11 protein-coding genes and 3 pseudogenes are annotated in these 14,925 nt (G+C 45.6%); 8 read left to right on the top strand and 6 right to left on the bottom strand.

Annotated features, from left to right (window positions below; translation table 11 throughout):
- Positions 1-42: 42 nt before the first annotated feature.
- Entirely contained in the window at positions 43-405 is a 363-nt protein-coding gene (queD, locus tag KHO06_RS07280) for a 6-carboxytetrahydropterin synthase QueD (protein ID WP_005376896.1), read from the bottom strand.
- Positions 406-905: 500 nt separating this feature from the next.
- On the opposite strand from queD, the pseudogene KHO06_RS07275 reads away from it, so the two are divergent.
- A pseudogene (locus KHO06_RS07275) lies at positions 906-2,532 on the top strand (methyl-accepting chemotaxis protein).
- 186 nt (positions 2,533-2,718) lie between these two features.
- The gene (gene asnS / locus KHO06_RS07270; RefSeq protein WP_005530375.1) at positions 2,719-4,119 is read left to right on the top strand and encodes an asparagine--tRNA ligase; all 1,401 of its coding nucleotides are present in this window, start codon (positions 2,719-2,721) and stop codon (positions 4,117-4,119) included.
- Between the two features lie 127 nt (positions 4,120-4,246).
- Here the strand turns inward: asnS and KHO06_RS07265 are convergent, their stop codons facing one another.
- The 3 genes from KHO06_RS07265 to KHO06_RS07255 all read right to left on the bottom strand — a co-directional run bounded on the left by KHO06_RS07265 (position 4,247) and on the right by KHO06_RS07255 (position 6,402).
- Positions 4,247-4,660: a hypothetical protein gene (locus tag KHO06_RS07265; protein ID WP_167424672.1), complete on the bottom strand. Its 414-nt coding sequence runs from the start codon at positions 4,658-4,660 to the stop codon at positions 4,247-4,249.
- A gap of 30 nt (positions 4,661-4,690) precedes the next feature.
- The gene (locus KHO06_RS07260) at positions 4,691-4,912 is read right to left on the bottom strand and encodes a hypothetical protein (RefSeq protein ID WP_045378801.1); all 222 of its coding nucleotides are present in this window, start codon (positions 4,910-4,912) and stop codon (positions 4,691-4,693) included.
- A 98-nt stretch (positions 4,913-5,010) separates the two neighbouring features.
- Positions 5,011-6,402, bottom strand: coding sequence for a PLP-dependent aminotransferase family protein (locus tag KHO06_RS07255; protein ID WP_212582323.1), 1,392 nt, complete (start codon positions 6,400-6,402; stop codon positions 5,011-5,013).
- Between the two features lie 179 nt (positions 6,403-6,581).
- Between KHO06_RS07255 and KHO06_RS07250 the strand changes: the two genes are divergently transcribed.
- The 4 genes and pseudogenes from KHO06_RS07250 to KHO06_RS07235 all read left to right on the top strand — a co-directional run bounded on the left by KHO06_RS07250 (position 6,582) and on the right by KHO06_RS07235 (position 9,266).
- Positions 6,582-6,812 (top strand): hypothetical protein, encoded by a 231-nt coding sequence (locus KHO06_RS07250; protein WP_005429733.1) that lies wholly within the window; start codon positions 6,582-6,584, stop codon positions 6,810-6,812.
- 200 nt (positions 6,813-7,012) lie between these two features.
- Positions 7,013-7,312 (top strand): hypothetical protein, encoded by a 300-nt coding sequence (locus KHO06_RS07245; RefSeq protein WP_005429731.1) that lies wholly within the window; start codon positions 7,013-7,015, stop codon positions 7,310-7,312.
- Positions 7,313-7,398: 86 nt separating this feature from the next.
- Positions 7,399-7,893 (top strand): annotated as a pseudogene (locus KHO06_RS07240) (HD domain-containing phosphohydrolase); the annotation flags it as partial.
- 181 nt (positions 7,894-8,074) lie between these two features.
- A pseudogene (locus tag KHO06_RS07235) lies at positions 8,075-9,266 on the top strand (amino acid aminotransferase).
- Between the two features lie 114 nt (positions 9,267-9,380).
- Here KHO06_RS07235 and KHO06_RS07230 read toward each other — a convergent pair.
- On the bottom strand, positions 9,381-10,022 hold the full coding sequence (locus KHO06_RS07230) for an outer membrane beta-barrel protein (RefSeq protein ID WP_005429724.1): 642 nt from the start codon (positions 10,020-10,022) through the stop codon (positions 9,381-9,383).
- 219 nt (positions 10,023-10,241) lie between these two features.
- On the opposite strand from KHO06_RS07230, the gene KHO06_RS07225 reads away from it, so the two are divergent.
- Together KHO06_RS07225 and KHO06_RS07220 are read left to right on the top strand one after the other, a co-directional pair.
- The gene (locus tag KHO06_RS07225) at positions 10,242-12,131 is read left to right on the top strand and encodes a DUF294 nucleotidyltransferase-like domain-containing protein (protein WP_005429722.1); all 1,890 of its coding nucleotides are present in this window, start codon (positions 10,242-10,244) and stop codon (positions 12,129-12,131) included.
- Between the two features lie 8 nt (positions 12,132-12,139).
- Positions 12,140-12,859: a 3'-5' exonuclease gene (locus tag KHO06_RS07220; RefSeq protein ID WP_212582322.1), complete on the top strand. Its 720-nt coding sequence runs from the start codon at positions 12,140-12,142 to the stop codon at positions 12,857-12,859.
- Positions 12,860-12,951: 92 nt separating this feature from the next.
- On the opposite strand, the gene KHO06_RS07215 is transcribed toward KHO06_RS07220, so the two are convergent.
- The gene (locus tag KHO06_RS07215; protein ID WP_212582321.1) at positions 12,952-14,835 is read right to left on the bottom strand and encodes a methyl-accepting chemotaxis protein; all 1,884 of its coding nucleotides are present in this window, start codon (positions 14,833-14,835) and stop codon (positions 12,952-12,954) included.
- Positions 14,836-14,925 lie beyond the last annotated feature (90 nt).

Below are 14,925 nucleotides of genomic sequence, written 5' to 3'. Positions count from 1 at the left end.
AAGCCGTCTGGCTTGCCTTTCTAATAGGAATGCTAAGGGAACTTACTCGCCCTTGTAGATACAACCCGCTGTACAAGTTTCTTTGATCTCTACTTTGCTCAATAGAGGAAGACTTGGCTTAAGTTGTTGCCAAATCCATTTTGCTAATACTTCACTAGTCGGGTTTTCTAGACCTTCAATATCATTCAAGTAGTAGTGGTCTAAACGGTTGTAGATTGGTTTGAATGCCGCTTTGATCTCTGCGAAATCAACAACCCAACCCGTATGTGGGTCTACTTCACCTTCTACATAAAGACGAACAAGGAAAGAGTGCCCGTGTAAGCGTCCACACTTGTGACCTTCTGGTACGTGTGGCAAGTGGTGTGCCGCTTCGAACATAAACTCTTTGTACAATTCTGTTTTCATCTTGATTCTCAGGCTTTAAAAAGACACGCAATACTAAGGAATTCACCCTTTAATGACAACCTTTATCAATAGAGTAAAGAGAGGGAAAACGTTTAACCATAACGAGATTAAAAGTGAATGAAAAAAAGGGCAATCCTCGAGGGTAACGAAGATTGCCAAATCCGGAGGTTCCAGAAAATGGTTTAGGAAAATGAAACAGGGTGATTGGCTAGTAAAGCACTCTCCCTCACCCTGAGATGTAAGACTCGGAGAGTACGGCGCTAAGAATATCCAATGCATGGTTAACGGACGGTTAACGATAAAAACAAATGCGAACTCTCACTAAATTTCTCTGATCGTCGCCTTTTTGGCACAACGCCAAACTATTGATTACACGCCACTTACATCACATTTACATAACCCCACTCTGTTTGGGGTCACATTCATTCAGGCAACTTATCGCTGATGCATCGCTAACCCCTTAATATTGTGGCGTTCGTTCCAATAACACTTATAAAAATATGCGCTCAACCATTACCTTCAAACTCCTACTTGCTCTTATCGCGGTGTTCACGTGCGTACTCGCGGTGTCGACGGGCTATCAGTACTATCAACAAAAAAACGTTGATCAATAACGTACTGAGTGAACAACTGCATGATAAAGCCAGCAACTACTTCGACAGCCTCAACATGATGATGCTGACAGGCACCATGGCGCAAAAAGAAACATTGCGACAAAAAGCCTTAGCCCAAGAAGGCATCGAGCAAGTACGCGTCTTGCGCGCCGAGGCGGTTTCCAAATTTTATGGGCCTGGCGATGCCAATCAAAAGCCAGTGGATGATATTGACCAACGTGCGCTCAATGGCGAGTTAGTGATTGAGCCTATCAGTGCTGACTGGGGTAAAGGTTTGGTCGTAGCACTACCAATGAAATCGAGTGAAAACTATCGCGGCACCAATTGCGTTGCCTGCCATATTGCTCCTGAAGGTGAAGTGCTAGGTGCGATTCGACTTGAGTACAACATGAACCATGTGAACTCCCTAATTAACAAGCAAGCGATGTTCGCTATGGGGATCATGTCCGTGATTGCGTTTGTTGGCTTCCTCATTACGATGGGGTTAATTCGCAAAATCATCGTTCGCCCGATTCAAAATACATCGCGTTTTATGTCTAACGTCAGTGCAAGTAAAGACTTATCCAAACGACTTGAATGCAAACAGCGTGATGAAGTGGGCCAACTTTCTGATTCCATTAATTCCTTTATGGATACCGTATCAGAGAGCTTAGAGCGTGTGCGAGATACCTCCCATTCTCTGGCTGGTTCTGCAGGGAGGCTCACTGATGTTGCCCAATCTACCGATGAAGCGGCAGACAATCAGCAGGTCGAAACCAATGAGGTGCAAACTAATATTAGCGGCATGCTGGAGCAACAAGATGTCGTAGAGCAAGCGACTATCGATGCCACTACCTTGGTTAATCATACCGTTGATGTCGCCACCACCAGCGCAGGCCAAGCGCATCATGTAAGCGAAGACATCAAGAGCTTAGTAACAGATATCGACAAGGTCCGTGAGAAGATAGCAACCTTGAATCAGCAAACGGAAGAAGTGTCCTCGATACTTAGCGTTATCAAAGGCATAGCCGAACAGACGAACCTACTTGCGCTAAACGCAGCAATAGAGGCAGCTCGCGCCGGTGATCAAGGTCGTGGTTTTGCTGTTGTTGCCGATGAAGTGCGAAATCTTGCCTCTCGCACAGCAGAAGCCACCAGCAATATTGAGAACATTATTTCTCAGTTCCAGCAAGGCAGTGAAGAATCACTTACCTCCGTCGACAACGTGTGTCAGTTTGCCCACCAGCGCTCTGTCGATGTAGAAAACTTGTCAGAGACCATGCGCAATGTGGTGGATGAAATGCATCAGGTATTAAAACACGCCGAAAACATCCAACAACAAACTCAAACCACGTCAAGTGTGAGCAAACATATCCAAAGCAAAGTCGATACGATTACCTTACACGCGGATGACACCTCGCAATCGGCGTCCCATACTCGCGAAATCAGTGTTGATTTAGAGCATCTTTCTGAGCGTTTGGAGTCATTACTTAACCAATTTACCCTGTCAGAGGAACAAAGGACTCGGAAATAAGAAAAATCTCTCCTTCAAAATGAATATAAAGGTTGAAGCTGACGATTTGACAGGTAATATGTTTCGTTGAATCTAAAAAATTCTATCCAGCTCAACACTTCGCTTGTTTTTTGCACAATTTTGTTTAGAGACAGGCACTTTTAAGTGTTGAGTTGAATTTTTACCTCAATGGAGAATATTGAAAACATGACTTACGCGCCTGTATCAGACGTTTTGAAAGGTCAGCTAGCAGTAGACAGTGAAGTAACTGTTCGTGGCTGGATCCGTTCACGTCGTGATTCCAAAGCTGGAATCTCTTTCCTTGCCATTTATGACGGCTCTTGTTTCGACCCGATTCAGGCCGTGGTCCCTAATAATCTTAATAATTACGACGACGAAGTTCTTAAGCTAACTACAGGCTGTTCTGTTGAAGTAACTGGTAAGATTGTTGAGTCTCCAGCGAAAGGTCAAGACTTCGAGCTAGCAGCAACTAACGTAAAAGTAGTTGGCTGGGTTGAAGATGCTGACACTTACCCAATGGCAAAAACTCGTCACTCTATCGAGTACCTACGTGAAGTAGCGCACCTACGTCCGCGCACAAACGTAATCGGTGCAGTAGCACGTGTACGTAACTGTCTATCTCAAGCGATCCACCGCTTCTACCACGAGCAAGGTTACTTCTGGGTATCTGCGCCACTGATCACTGCGTCAGATGCTGAAGGTGCTGGTGAAATGTTCCGCGTTTCTACGCTAGACATGGAAAACCTACCTCGCACAGAAGAAGGCAAAGTAGACTACAACGAAGATTTCTTCGGTAAAGAAACGTTCCTAACGGTATCTGGTCAGCTTAACGGTGAAGCTTACGCTTGTGCACTAAGCAAAGTTTACACATTCGGCCCTACTTTCCGTGCTGAAAACTCAAACACTAGCCGCCACCTAGCAGAATTCTGGATGGTTGAGCCTGAAGTAGCATTCGCAGATCTAAACGACATTGCGAAACTATCTGAAGACATGCTTAAGTACGTGTTTAAAGCAGCACTAGAAGAGTGTCGTGATGACCTAGAGTTCTTCGCTCAACGTATCGACAAAGAAGCAATCACTCGTCTTGAGAAATTCGTTTCTTCTGACTTCGCTCAAGTAGACTACACTGACGCAATCCAAATCCTTCTTGATTCTGGTCGTGAGTTCGAATTCCCTGTTGAATGGGGTATCGACATGTCTTCTGAGCACGAGCGTTTCCTTGCTGAAGAACACTTCAAAGCGCCTGTAATCGTTAAGAACTACCCGAAAGACATCAAAGCATTCTACATGCGTCTAAATGACGATGGTAAAACGGTAGCTGCGATGGACGTTCTTGCTCCTGGCATCGGCGAAATCATCGGTGGTTCTCAACGTGAAGAGCGTCTAGACATTCTAGATGAGCGTATGCGTGAAATCGGCATCGATCCAGAGCACATGAACTGGTACCGCGACCTACGTCGTTACGGCACAGTGCCACACGCAGGCTTCGGTCTAGGCTTCGAGCGTCTAGTTTCTTACGTAACAGGTATGGGCAACGTTCGTGACGTGATCCCATTCCCACGTACACCTCGCTCTGCGAACTTCTAATCACGCTTTAGTACTTTTAACCAAGTCTTCGTGATATCGAATCAAAAAAGACCTCCCTTATGGAGGTCTTTTATTTTGTATTGATTAAGGCAAATACTGCGCGTAATGCTTTTTCGTGTACTTTGCGCTATTGGCTCAACTTTACGCTCATAATACTTGCAGACTCTGTTACTTCCACATTGTCATTCTCATCAGTCACTACCGTATGATCATAGACTCCGCCAATCAGAACCGGTTTTTCAAGGTCTCTCTGCTTAATGACCAACGACGTGTTGATCTGATTTGTTGCGTGTTTAACCTTGCTTGCTTTAATCACCGAGACATCTAGCTGGTAGTCGGGATGAAGCTTTTTCACCGTCCCCGATAAATCGATGCGCTCTTTCTCATTGTCTACATGAGCCTCAAAATGATTATCGGCTTGGATCTCTGCCGTCAATTTAGATTGATCATAAATCAGAGTGACCGATTTAGGTTCAACGTCCTGATTAGCAGCGCAACCGAACGTGAACATAGATAGTGCAAGCAAGATTGAATTCTTCATTCACTTTATTCCTAGTTGTAGTTATGTCTTTTATGAGTCGTTACCCTCATCTTTATCTGCATGAGCGGCGTACTTAACACCCAATACGCACAAACCAAACATAATAAAAGGGATAACGGCGGCGGTGTATTCTGTCCACGCCATATGAGAGAAAGACTTCGCCAAAATAAGATGCGCAAACACGAGTAAAAATGCGCTAAAAATGGCAACGGCGATGAGCCTCAATTCGTGTTTTATCAACTGCTTTTTCATTGTCACTCCTCCTTATCGATGACTCTGTGGAAGAGTGAAACACAGCCTTTCTGAATGTTTCTGATACAGTTAGGCCGAAAAAAGATCAAACAGTTCCATTAGCGAAGTAAATCACTCAATTTGCGAATGGCTTGTTCAACGTGCTCATCCATCGCTAAAGAGGTATTAAGCCGCAGACAGTTTTCAAAATGTGCATCCAAGGAGAACAGCTTGCCATGAGCAATGGTCACCTGTTCAGCAAGCAATGCGTGATAGAGCGCTTTGCTACTGGTGCCTTTTGGCAGTGTCAACCACAGAAAATACCCACCTTGCGGTACATAGAAATCAACTTGCGCGGGAAGATGCTGTTCAAGAAGAGCAATAAATCGTTGTTGGCGCTGCTGGAGCGTTTTACGCAGCTTTCTTAGATGGTTGTCGTAACTATCATTTTGAAGGTAATGCGCCACGCCTTGTTGAATAGGAGCGCTGCCTGACAAAGTCGACATCAATTGCAACTTTTGAATCGGCTCATTGAAGCGTTTGTTGATTACCCAACCTAAACGATAACCTGGACAAAGGCTTTTTGATAATGAACCACAGTGGAGCACTCGCTCGTGAGTATCAAAGCTTTTAAGTGACGTTGGCTTCTTCTCACCAAAGTACAGCTCAGCATAAACGTCATCTTCGATTAGATACACATCGTGCTGATTAGCAAGATCGACAACACGATGTTTTTCCTCATCACTAAGCGATGTGCCTGTCGGATTGTGGAAGTTGGTCATGAGCCAACATGCTTTCACATCGTGCTGCTCAAACAGACTTTCTAATTGAGTTAATGAATGGCCCTGTTTAGCATCCACGCGAACTTCTATCGCCTTCAAACCGAGTCGTTCAATAGCTTGTAGCGCACCATAAAAAGTCGGTGACTCAACGACTACAATATCGCCGGGTTGAGTAACAGCTTGCAGGCTAAGGTTGAGCGCTTCTAACGCTCCCGAGGTGATCACAATGTCATCATGAGTTAAGTTCATGCCCTGCTGAATATAGCGCTGAGCAATCAAGCGGCGGAGTGACTCGCTACCCGGAGGAAGATTATCGAGCAAGGTATCTGGCCCCATTTTCCGCCCAGAGCTGGCAAGGTTTCGGTTTAATACGTCTAACGGAAACAAAGTCGGATCAGGAAATGCTGAGCCAAGTTTTGTCGCCTCTGGTGACGCTTGATGTTTAAGAAAATCATACAACTCATCATTAACCGACACTCGCAGCGGATGACTTTCTGACGTTGAAATTTCCAATCGTTCGAGATCAGCGGTAACAAAGTACCCCGATTGCGGTTTTGCCGTCACCCAACCTTGAGCTTCTAGCAATTGATAAGCTTGCAATACTGTCCCAGTACTGACTGAATGGCTGCGACTCGTTACACGAACAGATGGCAGTTTTTCTCCTGCTCTCCATGTATTTTGCTGGATCTGAGTTTTAAACAGCTCAGCCAATTGGCGGTATCGGTTCATGCATCCCTCGTTACGTTCCTACCGAGCGCACCTTAGCATACTTCACACCGATATACCGACGTCACAGTTATCAAACTCGAAACGTAATTAATCAATCTTAGTGATATCAATTGCCGTTACGAAATGAGAATTTATGTTCCATACTTTCAAAGGCATGAAATTTCTTGCGGGAGAAAATGATGAAAATGTTTACGATGGATGACCTCTCCTACCGAGGTGTACACCAAGGGGTTCACAGCTGGGATCACCCAGAGGGCAATAACCCTTATTACTGGCATCCTGATTGGCTTCATATTGCTGAAGACGCATTAGGCGTTCACCCAAAAGCGGAACTTGAAGTACCTGATGGGGAAACGGCCACAGAAGAGCACGCGAAAGCGGCGATTATCAAGCACCTAAATGAACAATAAGGCACGTTTAATACCTATTTATCAGATGGTTATTGTAGCGAAGTGCCAATAAATCTATCTGAATGAGAGCTGTGCAACGGAATGGATTATTTATCAACAAGATAAATAGATAGCAATCACATTAATTCCGATAACATCTGTTACATTTATAGAGTAATGGTGACGCACACCTCAACTCATGACTATGAGAGACGATAATAATGACTAAGTACAACGAAAACGATATCCAATACAAAGGCGAAACTAATGGTGTTCACGCATGGAGCACACCATCAGGCCAACCTTATTACTGGCACCCAGATTGGCTGCACGTTGCTGAAGATGCAACGGGTTCACACCCTAAGCAAAAACTAGAAGTAGAATCTTCTGAAGCACCGACTGAAAAACACGCACTAAAAGCAATCTTAAAGCATGTGAATGATTGGGCGACGGGTAAACTGTCTTCTAACCCAGATATCGAAACCAACGCCGTTGAGTCAGAGATGAACCTGAAGAAGTAAGCTCAGTACGAGCTTCATCTACTATGATTGACCCCAAGCCCCGCACTGTCGGGGCTTTTTTGTAAATTCCGCCTAATACATAACAAAATCACATTGAATTACTCTACCAATCTGTCCCATTGCATGATGTAGGCAATGTCGGTGTACCTGACAACGTGTCACTCAAACCAGGAAAGCTGACCAACGAAGAGTTTGAGATCATGAAGGGTCATGCTGAAATTGGTGCCGAAGCGCTGTCAATTGCAGAAAAACCGCTAGGAAGTAGTTCCTTTTTACGAGTTGCAAAAGAGATTGCGCTAACACACCATGAAAAGTGGGATGGAAGTGGCTATCCAAACCAACTTTCTGTTGAAACAATTCCGCTCTCCGGCAGACTAATGGCGTTAGCGGATGTATATGACGCACTGATTTCTAAACGTGTTTACAAGCCAGCGTTCAGTCATGACAAGGCGAAAGCCATCATTCTGGAAGGCAAAGACAAGCATTTCGAACCACAAATTGTTGCTGCATTTCTTGCGGTCGAAGCAGAATTCCAACGTATCGCTCATCAATATCAAGATGAACAAAACATCGCCGCTTAGCCAATTATCCCCCTCTTAAAACGCTTGTTAAGAGGGGTTTTTATATCAAAAGCCTTCGTTATGTTAGATTTCTGTTTCAAATCAAAATTATTTTAAGTTTTCTGTTCACTAACTGTTGTAACGAATATTGCTGAAAGGTATAAATGTCTGCAGACCCCTTCGATTAACATGGATGAAGATTATGTTTGAAAAAGTAGTTGCCGCTCCGGCTGACCCTATTCTTGGACTAACTGAAGAGTTTAAAAAAGATACTCGCGCTGAAAAAATCAACCTAGGCGTTGGTATTTACAAGAACGAACAAGGTGAAACCCCTGTTCTTGCGACTGTAAAAAAAAGCCGAAGCCGCACTGATTGAAACTGAAAAAACCAAATCTTACCTGACCATCGAAGGTACTGCAGAATACGGCCTTGCCGTGCAAAAACTGCTTTTCGGTGCTGATGCTGAAATCGTCGCAGACAAACGCGCTAAAACAGCACAAGCTCCAGGTGGTACTGGTGCATTACGCGTCGCAGGTGAATTTATTAAGCGCCAACTTGGTAACGTTAAAGTGTGGATCAGTAACCCAACTTGGGCTAACCACAATGGCGTATTCACTGCCGCAGGTATTGAGACAGCACAATACAGCTACTACAACGCAGAAACCAAAGACAAAGACTTCGACGCAATGCTGACTGATCTTCAGTCTGCTTCCGAAGGCGACGTGGTTCTACTGCACGGCTGCTGCCACAACCCAACAGGTATCGACCCAACTGCAGAAGAGTGGGAAACACTGGCTAAGCTGGTTGCTGATAAAAAACTACTTCCTCTATTCGACTTTGCATACCAAGGTTTCGCGAAAGGTGTAGAAGAAGATGCAGCAGGTCTACGTACTTTCGCTAAGTACAACAAAGAGATCCTAGTAGCGAGCTCTTTCTCTAAGAACTTTGGCCTTTACAACGAGCGTGTTGGTGCATTCACTTTAGTTGCAGAATCAGAAGAAGTGGCAACAACAGCATTTTCACAAGTCAAAGCAATCATCCGTTCTATTTACTCTAACCCACCAGCTCACGGCAGTGCGGTTGTAACTCATATTCTTGGTGACGCAGCACTGCGTGCAGAATGGGAAGCAGAAGTAGCAGAAATGCGTGACCGTATCCAAGAGATGCGTGAACTGTTTGTAGCAACTCTGAAAGCAGAAGGTGTCGACGCAGACTTTAGCTTCATCGAGCGTCAAAACGGCATGTTCTCGTTCTCTGGTCTGTCTAAAGAACAAGTAAACCGTCTGAAAGAAGAGTTTGCTATCTACATTGTTGGCTCTGGCCGCATCAGTGTAGCGGGCATGACGAAGTCAAACATGGGTCCTCTATGTAAAGGCATTGCGGCGGTTCTATAATCGCCCTTCTTGCTCAAACAAGCCGGAATAAAAAAGGTCAGCAATTGCTGACCTTTTTCGTACATCTGTTTGAATTCGAACGGTTCTGATTCAAACAACGAGGATTCACACGACTCAATAAACGAACTTAAAGCTGATGCCCACTTCGTTGATGTGATCCGATTCTCGGCTTTGATAATCAGTGTCGCGGAACTGGTAGTAAAGCCCAGTACCAATCACATGGTGCCATTGGTAGTTAAACGCGATCTTGTAGTTGTTCTCATCCACAATATCACTGCGATTTAAGTGAACTTCTGCCGTTGCCATCAGCTTTTCACTGAATAAGTAATTAGCACCAATCGTCACACCTTGAATAAACTCGCTATCCGATGAAAGCGTTCGGTCGGTATTGTCGTCGGTCGCTTTGGCTTTAATCGCACCAAGTCCATAGATACCATACACATCAAACTGTTCATTAATACCGTAGCGATAGCCACCACCAAACATCAAACGGTCTATACGCAAAGTGAAATCGTCTGGGTGGAAAAACTGCGCGGAGTAATCGACATTAAACAGCCAGTTGTCGGTGAACATATAGTTACCACCCAAGCCCAACGTCGTCGCGTTGGAATTATCTAGCCATTCTTCATTTGTGGTACCAGCACCGATGTCTAGATTGATGTGCTCGTAGCCAAATTTATCGACTTGTTCTGACTCTGAGGCAACGCTCATTATTGGTAATGCTACAAGAGGTGCAGCTAATAATAGTCTTACCATTCTACTTCCTTCCATGAGTGTCATCCAAAACTCTTCTTTATACGCCCATTGTATTGATTTAATTCGGCATCTTGATGACAGCGTAGCCGAAATAATAACGAATTGCCGTGCGACTTGTCTGAATCTTATCATTGCGCACGAAAAACAGTGATCCGATAAGATTCTGTTTTAAAACTAAGTTAAGATTACCCTATCACTTGCAAACCAAAAGGCACCTTAATGGAAGCAGAACTTCTCGAGATATATAACTTTCTCGCCAAGTATCCCCCATTCAACGAGCTTCCGGAAGAAACGCTCACCAAAGTGACAGAGAACATCGAAATCTCTTACTACCGTCAAGACACTCCTATCATTCACTTCGGCGACCAGATCAATGACCTATACATGGTTCGCAGCGGCGTGGTTGAAGTCTACCGACGTAAAGGTGAGCTGTATAACCGACTCGACGAGGGCGACCTTTTTGGTCAAATGGGTCTTCTTACCAACAACAAAGTTCGCTTCCCTGTAAAAGCGATTGAAGACTCCTTACTTTACTGTATTCCGCAAGATATCTTCCAAGAGCTTTACGATAACTTCGACTCATTCGCTGATTTTGTCGAAGTAGAAAACAGCGCACGTCTTCGCCAAACGGTATCTGAAAACAACGATGCAAATGACTTAACCACTTCTAAAGTCAAAACGCTCCTTACCCGCGAAGCACCTACCATTGAGCGCGGCCAGACAATCCAAGAAGCGGCACAATTGATGGCGCAAGACAACGTTTCTTCGCTGTTGATTGTAGACCCAGATTTTGTGCTGGATGAAGAAGATCCGCAATCGCCAGTCGTTGGTATTATCACGGACCGTGATTTGTGTACTCGCGTCTTGGCAGAAGGTCTATCACCGCTCGATGAAGTATCGACAGTGATGACGACCGAAGTTATCTCACTGGACCACAACGCATACGTGTATGAAGCCATGCTAACCATGCTTCGTTACAATGTGCACCACTTGCCGGTAGTGAAAGAGCAAATGCCGATTGGCATCATAGAAGCGACAGATATCGTTCGTTACGAGTCGCAGAACTCCTTGTTACTGGTGAGTAGTATCTTCCAACAACAAACCATCGAAGACTTAGCCATTGTTGCAGAAGAAGTGAAAAGCAGCTTCGTGCGTTTGGTCAACGAAGACGCCAACTCGCACATGGTCGGCAGTGCCATGTCGGTGATTGGCCGAAGTTTCAAACAACGTCTACTCGAAATGGCAGAAGAAGAATTAGGCCCACCACCTATTCCCTACTGCTTTCTTGCTCTCGGCTCCATGGGCCGTGACGAACAACTTCTGGTTACCGACCAAGATAACGCCATCATTCTTGATGACACCTATAAAGAAGAAAAGCATGGCAAGTACTTTGAAGCACTCGCACAATACGTCAGCGATGGCTTGAACGTATGTGGCTATAAGTACTGTACAGGCGACATTATGGCAACCAATCCAATGTGGCGGATGACACGTTCACAGTGGGAGGAGTGCTTCGCCGATTGGATTGATGATCCAAACCCGAAAGCGCTACTCAACGCCTCTATCTTCTTCGATTTAGACGGTGTCTATGGACGTTTGAAATGGGCAGAACAGTTAACCAGCTTCATCGTGCGTCGCGCTCGTAAGAACAACCGATTCTTGGCATGTTTAGCACGCAACGCGTTGAACCGAACTCCACCGCTCGGCTTCTTTAAAGACTTCGTGATGGAGAAAGATGGCCAGCATAAGAACTCGATCAACCTAAAACGCCGAGGCACAGCACCTTTGGTGGACTTGATTCGCGTTCACTCGCTTGCAGTCGGCTCCCGCGCTCAAAACTCATTTGAACGCCTTGATGACATCATCGACGCCGGTATTTTGCCAAAAGGCCGTGCGCAAGACTTGAAGGATGCGATGGAGTTCATCTCTATGGTACGTATCCGCCACCAAGCTACGGATGTTGAGTTAGGTACTGAGCCGGATAACAACATTGAGCCTGAAAACCTGTCAGATTTCGAACGCCGAAACCTAAAAGATGCGTTCCAAATCCTCAGCAATGGTCAGAACTTCTTGAAGTTCCGTTATCAGGCCAGCAACAAATTTAAGTGAGGCGTGGAATGATCAAAAAGTTGTTTCAAAAGCCTAGCATCCAGTGGACGATGAAGTTCCAGCAAAAGTTGGAACGTGCTACAGACGAGCGCTTGGTCGCCTTTTACGGTAAGGAATTACCTGCTCCGGAGACTCCGCTCTCTCAGGTGGAATTTGTCGCATTAGATTTCGAAACGACAGGTTTAAACCCGCAAAAAAACGGCATTATTACCATTGGTTTGGTGCCGTTTAATCTCAATCGTATTTTCTTGCGTCAAGCGAAACACTGGAAGGTTCGCCCTCAAGAAAAGCTCGATGAAGACTCCGTCATCATTCACGGCATTACCCATAGTGAACTGATTGATGCGCCCGATTTGGGTGAGATCCTTGGCCCATTATTGGAGAGCTTAGCGGGTAAGATTGTCGTGGTGCATTACCGCCGTATAGAACGAGAGTTTCTTGATCAGGCTCTTCGTACTCGTATTGGTGAGGGTATTGAGTTTCCGGTGTTAGATACACTGCAGATTGAAGAAGACATCCAACAGAGAACCTCTGGCGGCTTGTGGAATAAACTCAAAGGCAATAAGCCGAAATCGTTGCGTTTGGCTCAATCTCGTCGACGTTATGGACTGCCAGATTACACGCCGCATCACGCGTTAACCGATGCGATTGCTACCGCCGAGTTGCTGCAAGCGCAAATCGCACACCACTACCAAGCAGATCAGCCGATCAGCAGTTTGTGGTTATAGCGAAGAGAGAAGAGAGAAGAGAGAAGCGAGAGCATTTTCTACCAATAAATAAAAAGGAGCCAAGCGGCTCCTTTTTCATACTTAAAAACCAATTACAGTTTAAAGCGTTTGATCTCTTGCTCTAGCTCATGAGAAAGCTCAGACAGATGCGCCGCTTGCTCTGCTGCTTGGTGTGCTTCAACAGAAAGCTCGTTAGACACGTCACGAATGCCTTCGGTGTTGCGAGTGATTTCTGTCGTTACAGACGCTTGCTCTTCTGCCGCAGACGCAATTTGCGTTGCCATGTCGCTAATACGCTCAACCGCAGAGTGGATTTGAGTCAAGCTTACCGCTGCCGAGTTTGCATCATCGACACTGGTGTCAGCAAGACGACGACTGTCATCCATGATACCCACCGCTTTCGCCGTTGTGCCTTGCAGCATTTCGATTGTCTCTTGGATCTCTTGCGTTGATGCGTGAGTACGTTGGCTCAATACACGAACCTCATCCGCCACGACAGCAAAACCACGACCTTGTTCACCTGCACGTGCCGCCTCAATCGCCGCGTTCAGTGCCAACAGGTTAGTTTGCTCTGCAATGCCTTGGATGGTCGAAAGAATGGTGTTGATCGCGTTACCGTGTGCTTCCAGTTCTTGGATAACATTGGTCGCAACTTGCACTTCTTGCGCTAGGTTTTGGATAGAACCTTGAGTTTGCGTTACTTGGCCAGAGCCATGCACACATGCTTGTACTGCTTCTTCAGAGCTTGATGCAGTGTTATCTGCGTTACCTGCAATCTCTTGCGTCGCTGCAGCCATCTCGTTAACGGCAGTCGCAACCATGTTGATTTCATCTTGCTGGTAAGAGATACGCTGACTACGCTCTTCAGCTTGTTGTGCCGTGGTACGCGCTTGTTCTGACAAGGCTGAAGAGACATGACTCAGTTTGGTCACCATGGTGTGCATGTTGCCTACAAAGCGGTTGAAGTTACCGGCAAGTTTGCCCACTTCATCATCACTGCGAGGTTCCAGACGTTGCGTCAAGTCACCCTCACCTGAAGCAATTTCTTCCAGTGCTTGTGATACTCGGCCAAGGTCGCGGAACAAGAAGCCTACCAACCAAGATACTGCAACAATCACCACAATAGTGATCAATACCGCGGTAATAACCATCTCACGTAGAAGTTGCGCGTGGCTTGCTTCTTCCGTTGCGCGATCCATCTCGATAGCGAACATCCAGTTTGTGCCCGGCACTTTGCTAAAGTAAAAAAGCTTCTCTTGACCTTTGATCGTTGCTGTTTCAATGGTTCCAGAATTTGCAGCACGCTCAATAGAACCCTTCGAAAACTCTTGAGTAAGGTCAGTGATGGGCTTAAGCGTTAAGCTTTTGTTTGGATGCGCAAGGAAAGTGCCATCGTTCATGTCGATCAGCATTGCATGCGCGTTTTCACCCGCATCTAGATTGATAACGTCGTTAATTAGCTGATCGATCAGTACGTCCGCACCAACCACACCAATGAACTTACCGTTTTTCATCACAGGTTCTGCGATAGTCACTAGCAATGCATTTGTGATCGCGTCTTGATACGCTTCAGTGATGATTTGCTTGCCCGCAGCATTGGCGTCTTTATACCAAGGGCGAGTGCGTGGGTCGTAATCTGCACGGTTACGCTCTGGATGAGAACGGTACATGCCACCTTCTGGTGTGCCTAGGAAGATATCGTCAAAGCCCCCCGCTTTGCGTGCTTGTTGTAGGAAAGGCACAACGTCTTGCTCTGTTGAGTAGTCGTTGAAAGCCTTAGCAATGTCTTTGCGAATCGATACCCAATCAGAAATACCTTCTGAAGCGGCGTTGCTAAGACTTTGCGCTCGTGAATAGACACCTGAACGCGTCTGATCAAAAAGTTGATCAGCCGACAGCCAAGTGAGTGCTGTTGCCATCACAACAACAGCAGACAGGCTTGCGCCAATTAGCTTTTGTTTTAATGATAATTTCATAATTATTATAAAGGGTTGGGAGAACAGTTTAGGTGGCTGAATCTTACACGCATTTTACAAAGTAATCACGAAGATCATTCACAAAATTGA

The sequence above is a fragment of the Vibrio sp. B1FIG11 genome, assembly GCF_905175335.1.
In the GTDB taxonomy this organism is placed as follows: Bacteria; Pseudomonadota; Gammaproteobacteria; order Enterobacterales; family Vibrionaceae; genus Vibrio; species Vibrio campbellii.
This window is presented reverse-complemented; position numbering and strand designations above follow the sequence as displayed.

Coding starts and splice junctions, on each gene's coding strand:
- KHO06_RS07265 (WP_167424672.1), bottom strand. CDS start 4,660: ATGAAGAATTCAATCTTGCTTGCACTATCTATGTTCACGTTCGGTTGC.
- KHO06_RS07245 (WP_005429731.1), top strand. CDS start 7,013: ATGACTAAGTACAACGAAAACGATATCCAATACAAAGGCGAAACTAAT.
- queD (WP_005376896.1), bottom strand. CDS start 405: ATGAAAACAGAATTGTACAAAGAGTTTATGTTCGAAGCGGCACACCAC.
- KHO06_RS07250 (WP_005429733.1), top strand. CDS start 6,582: ATGAAAATGTTTACGATGGATGACCTCTCCTACCGAGGTGTACACCAA.
- asnS (WP_005530375.1), top strand. CDS start 2,719: ATGACTTACGCGCCTGTATCAGACGTTTTGAAAGGTCAGCTAGCAGTA.
- KHO06_RS07215 (WP_212582321.1), bottom strand. CDS start 14,835: ATGAAATTATCATTAAAACAAAAGCTAATTGGCGCAAGCCTGTCTGCT.
- KHO06_RS07255 (WP_212582323.1), bottom strand. CDS start 6,402: ATGAACCGATACCGCCAATTGGCTGAGCTGTTTAAAACTCAGATCCAG.
- KHO06_RS07260 (WP_045378801.1), bottom strand. CDS start 4,912: ATGAAAAAGCAGTTGATAAAACACGAATTGAGGCTCATCGCCGTTGCC.
- KHO06_RS07230 (WP_005429724.1), bottom strand. CDS start 10,022: ATGGTAAGACTATTATTAGCTGCACCTCTTGTAGCATTACCAATAATG.
- KHO06_RS07220 (WP_212582322.1), top strand. CDS start 12,140: ATGATCAAAAAGTTGTTTCAAAAGCCTAGCATCCAGTGGACGATGAAG.
- KHO06_RS07225 (WP_005429722.1), top strand. CDS start 10,242: ATGGAAGCAGAACTTCTCGAGATATATAACTTTCTCGCCAAGTATCCC.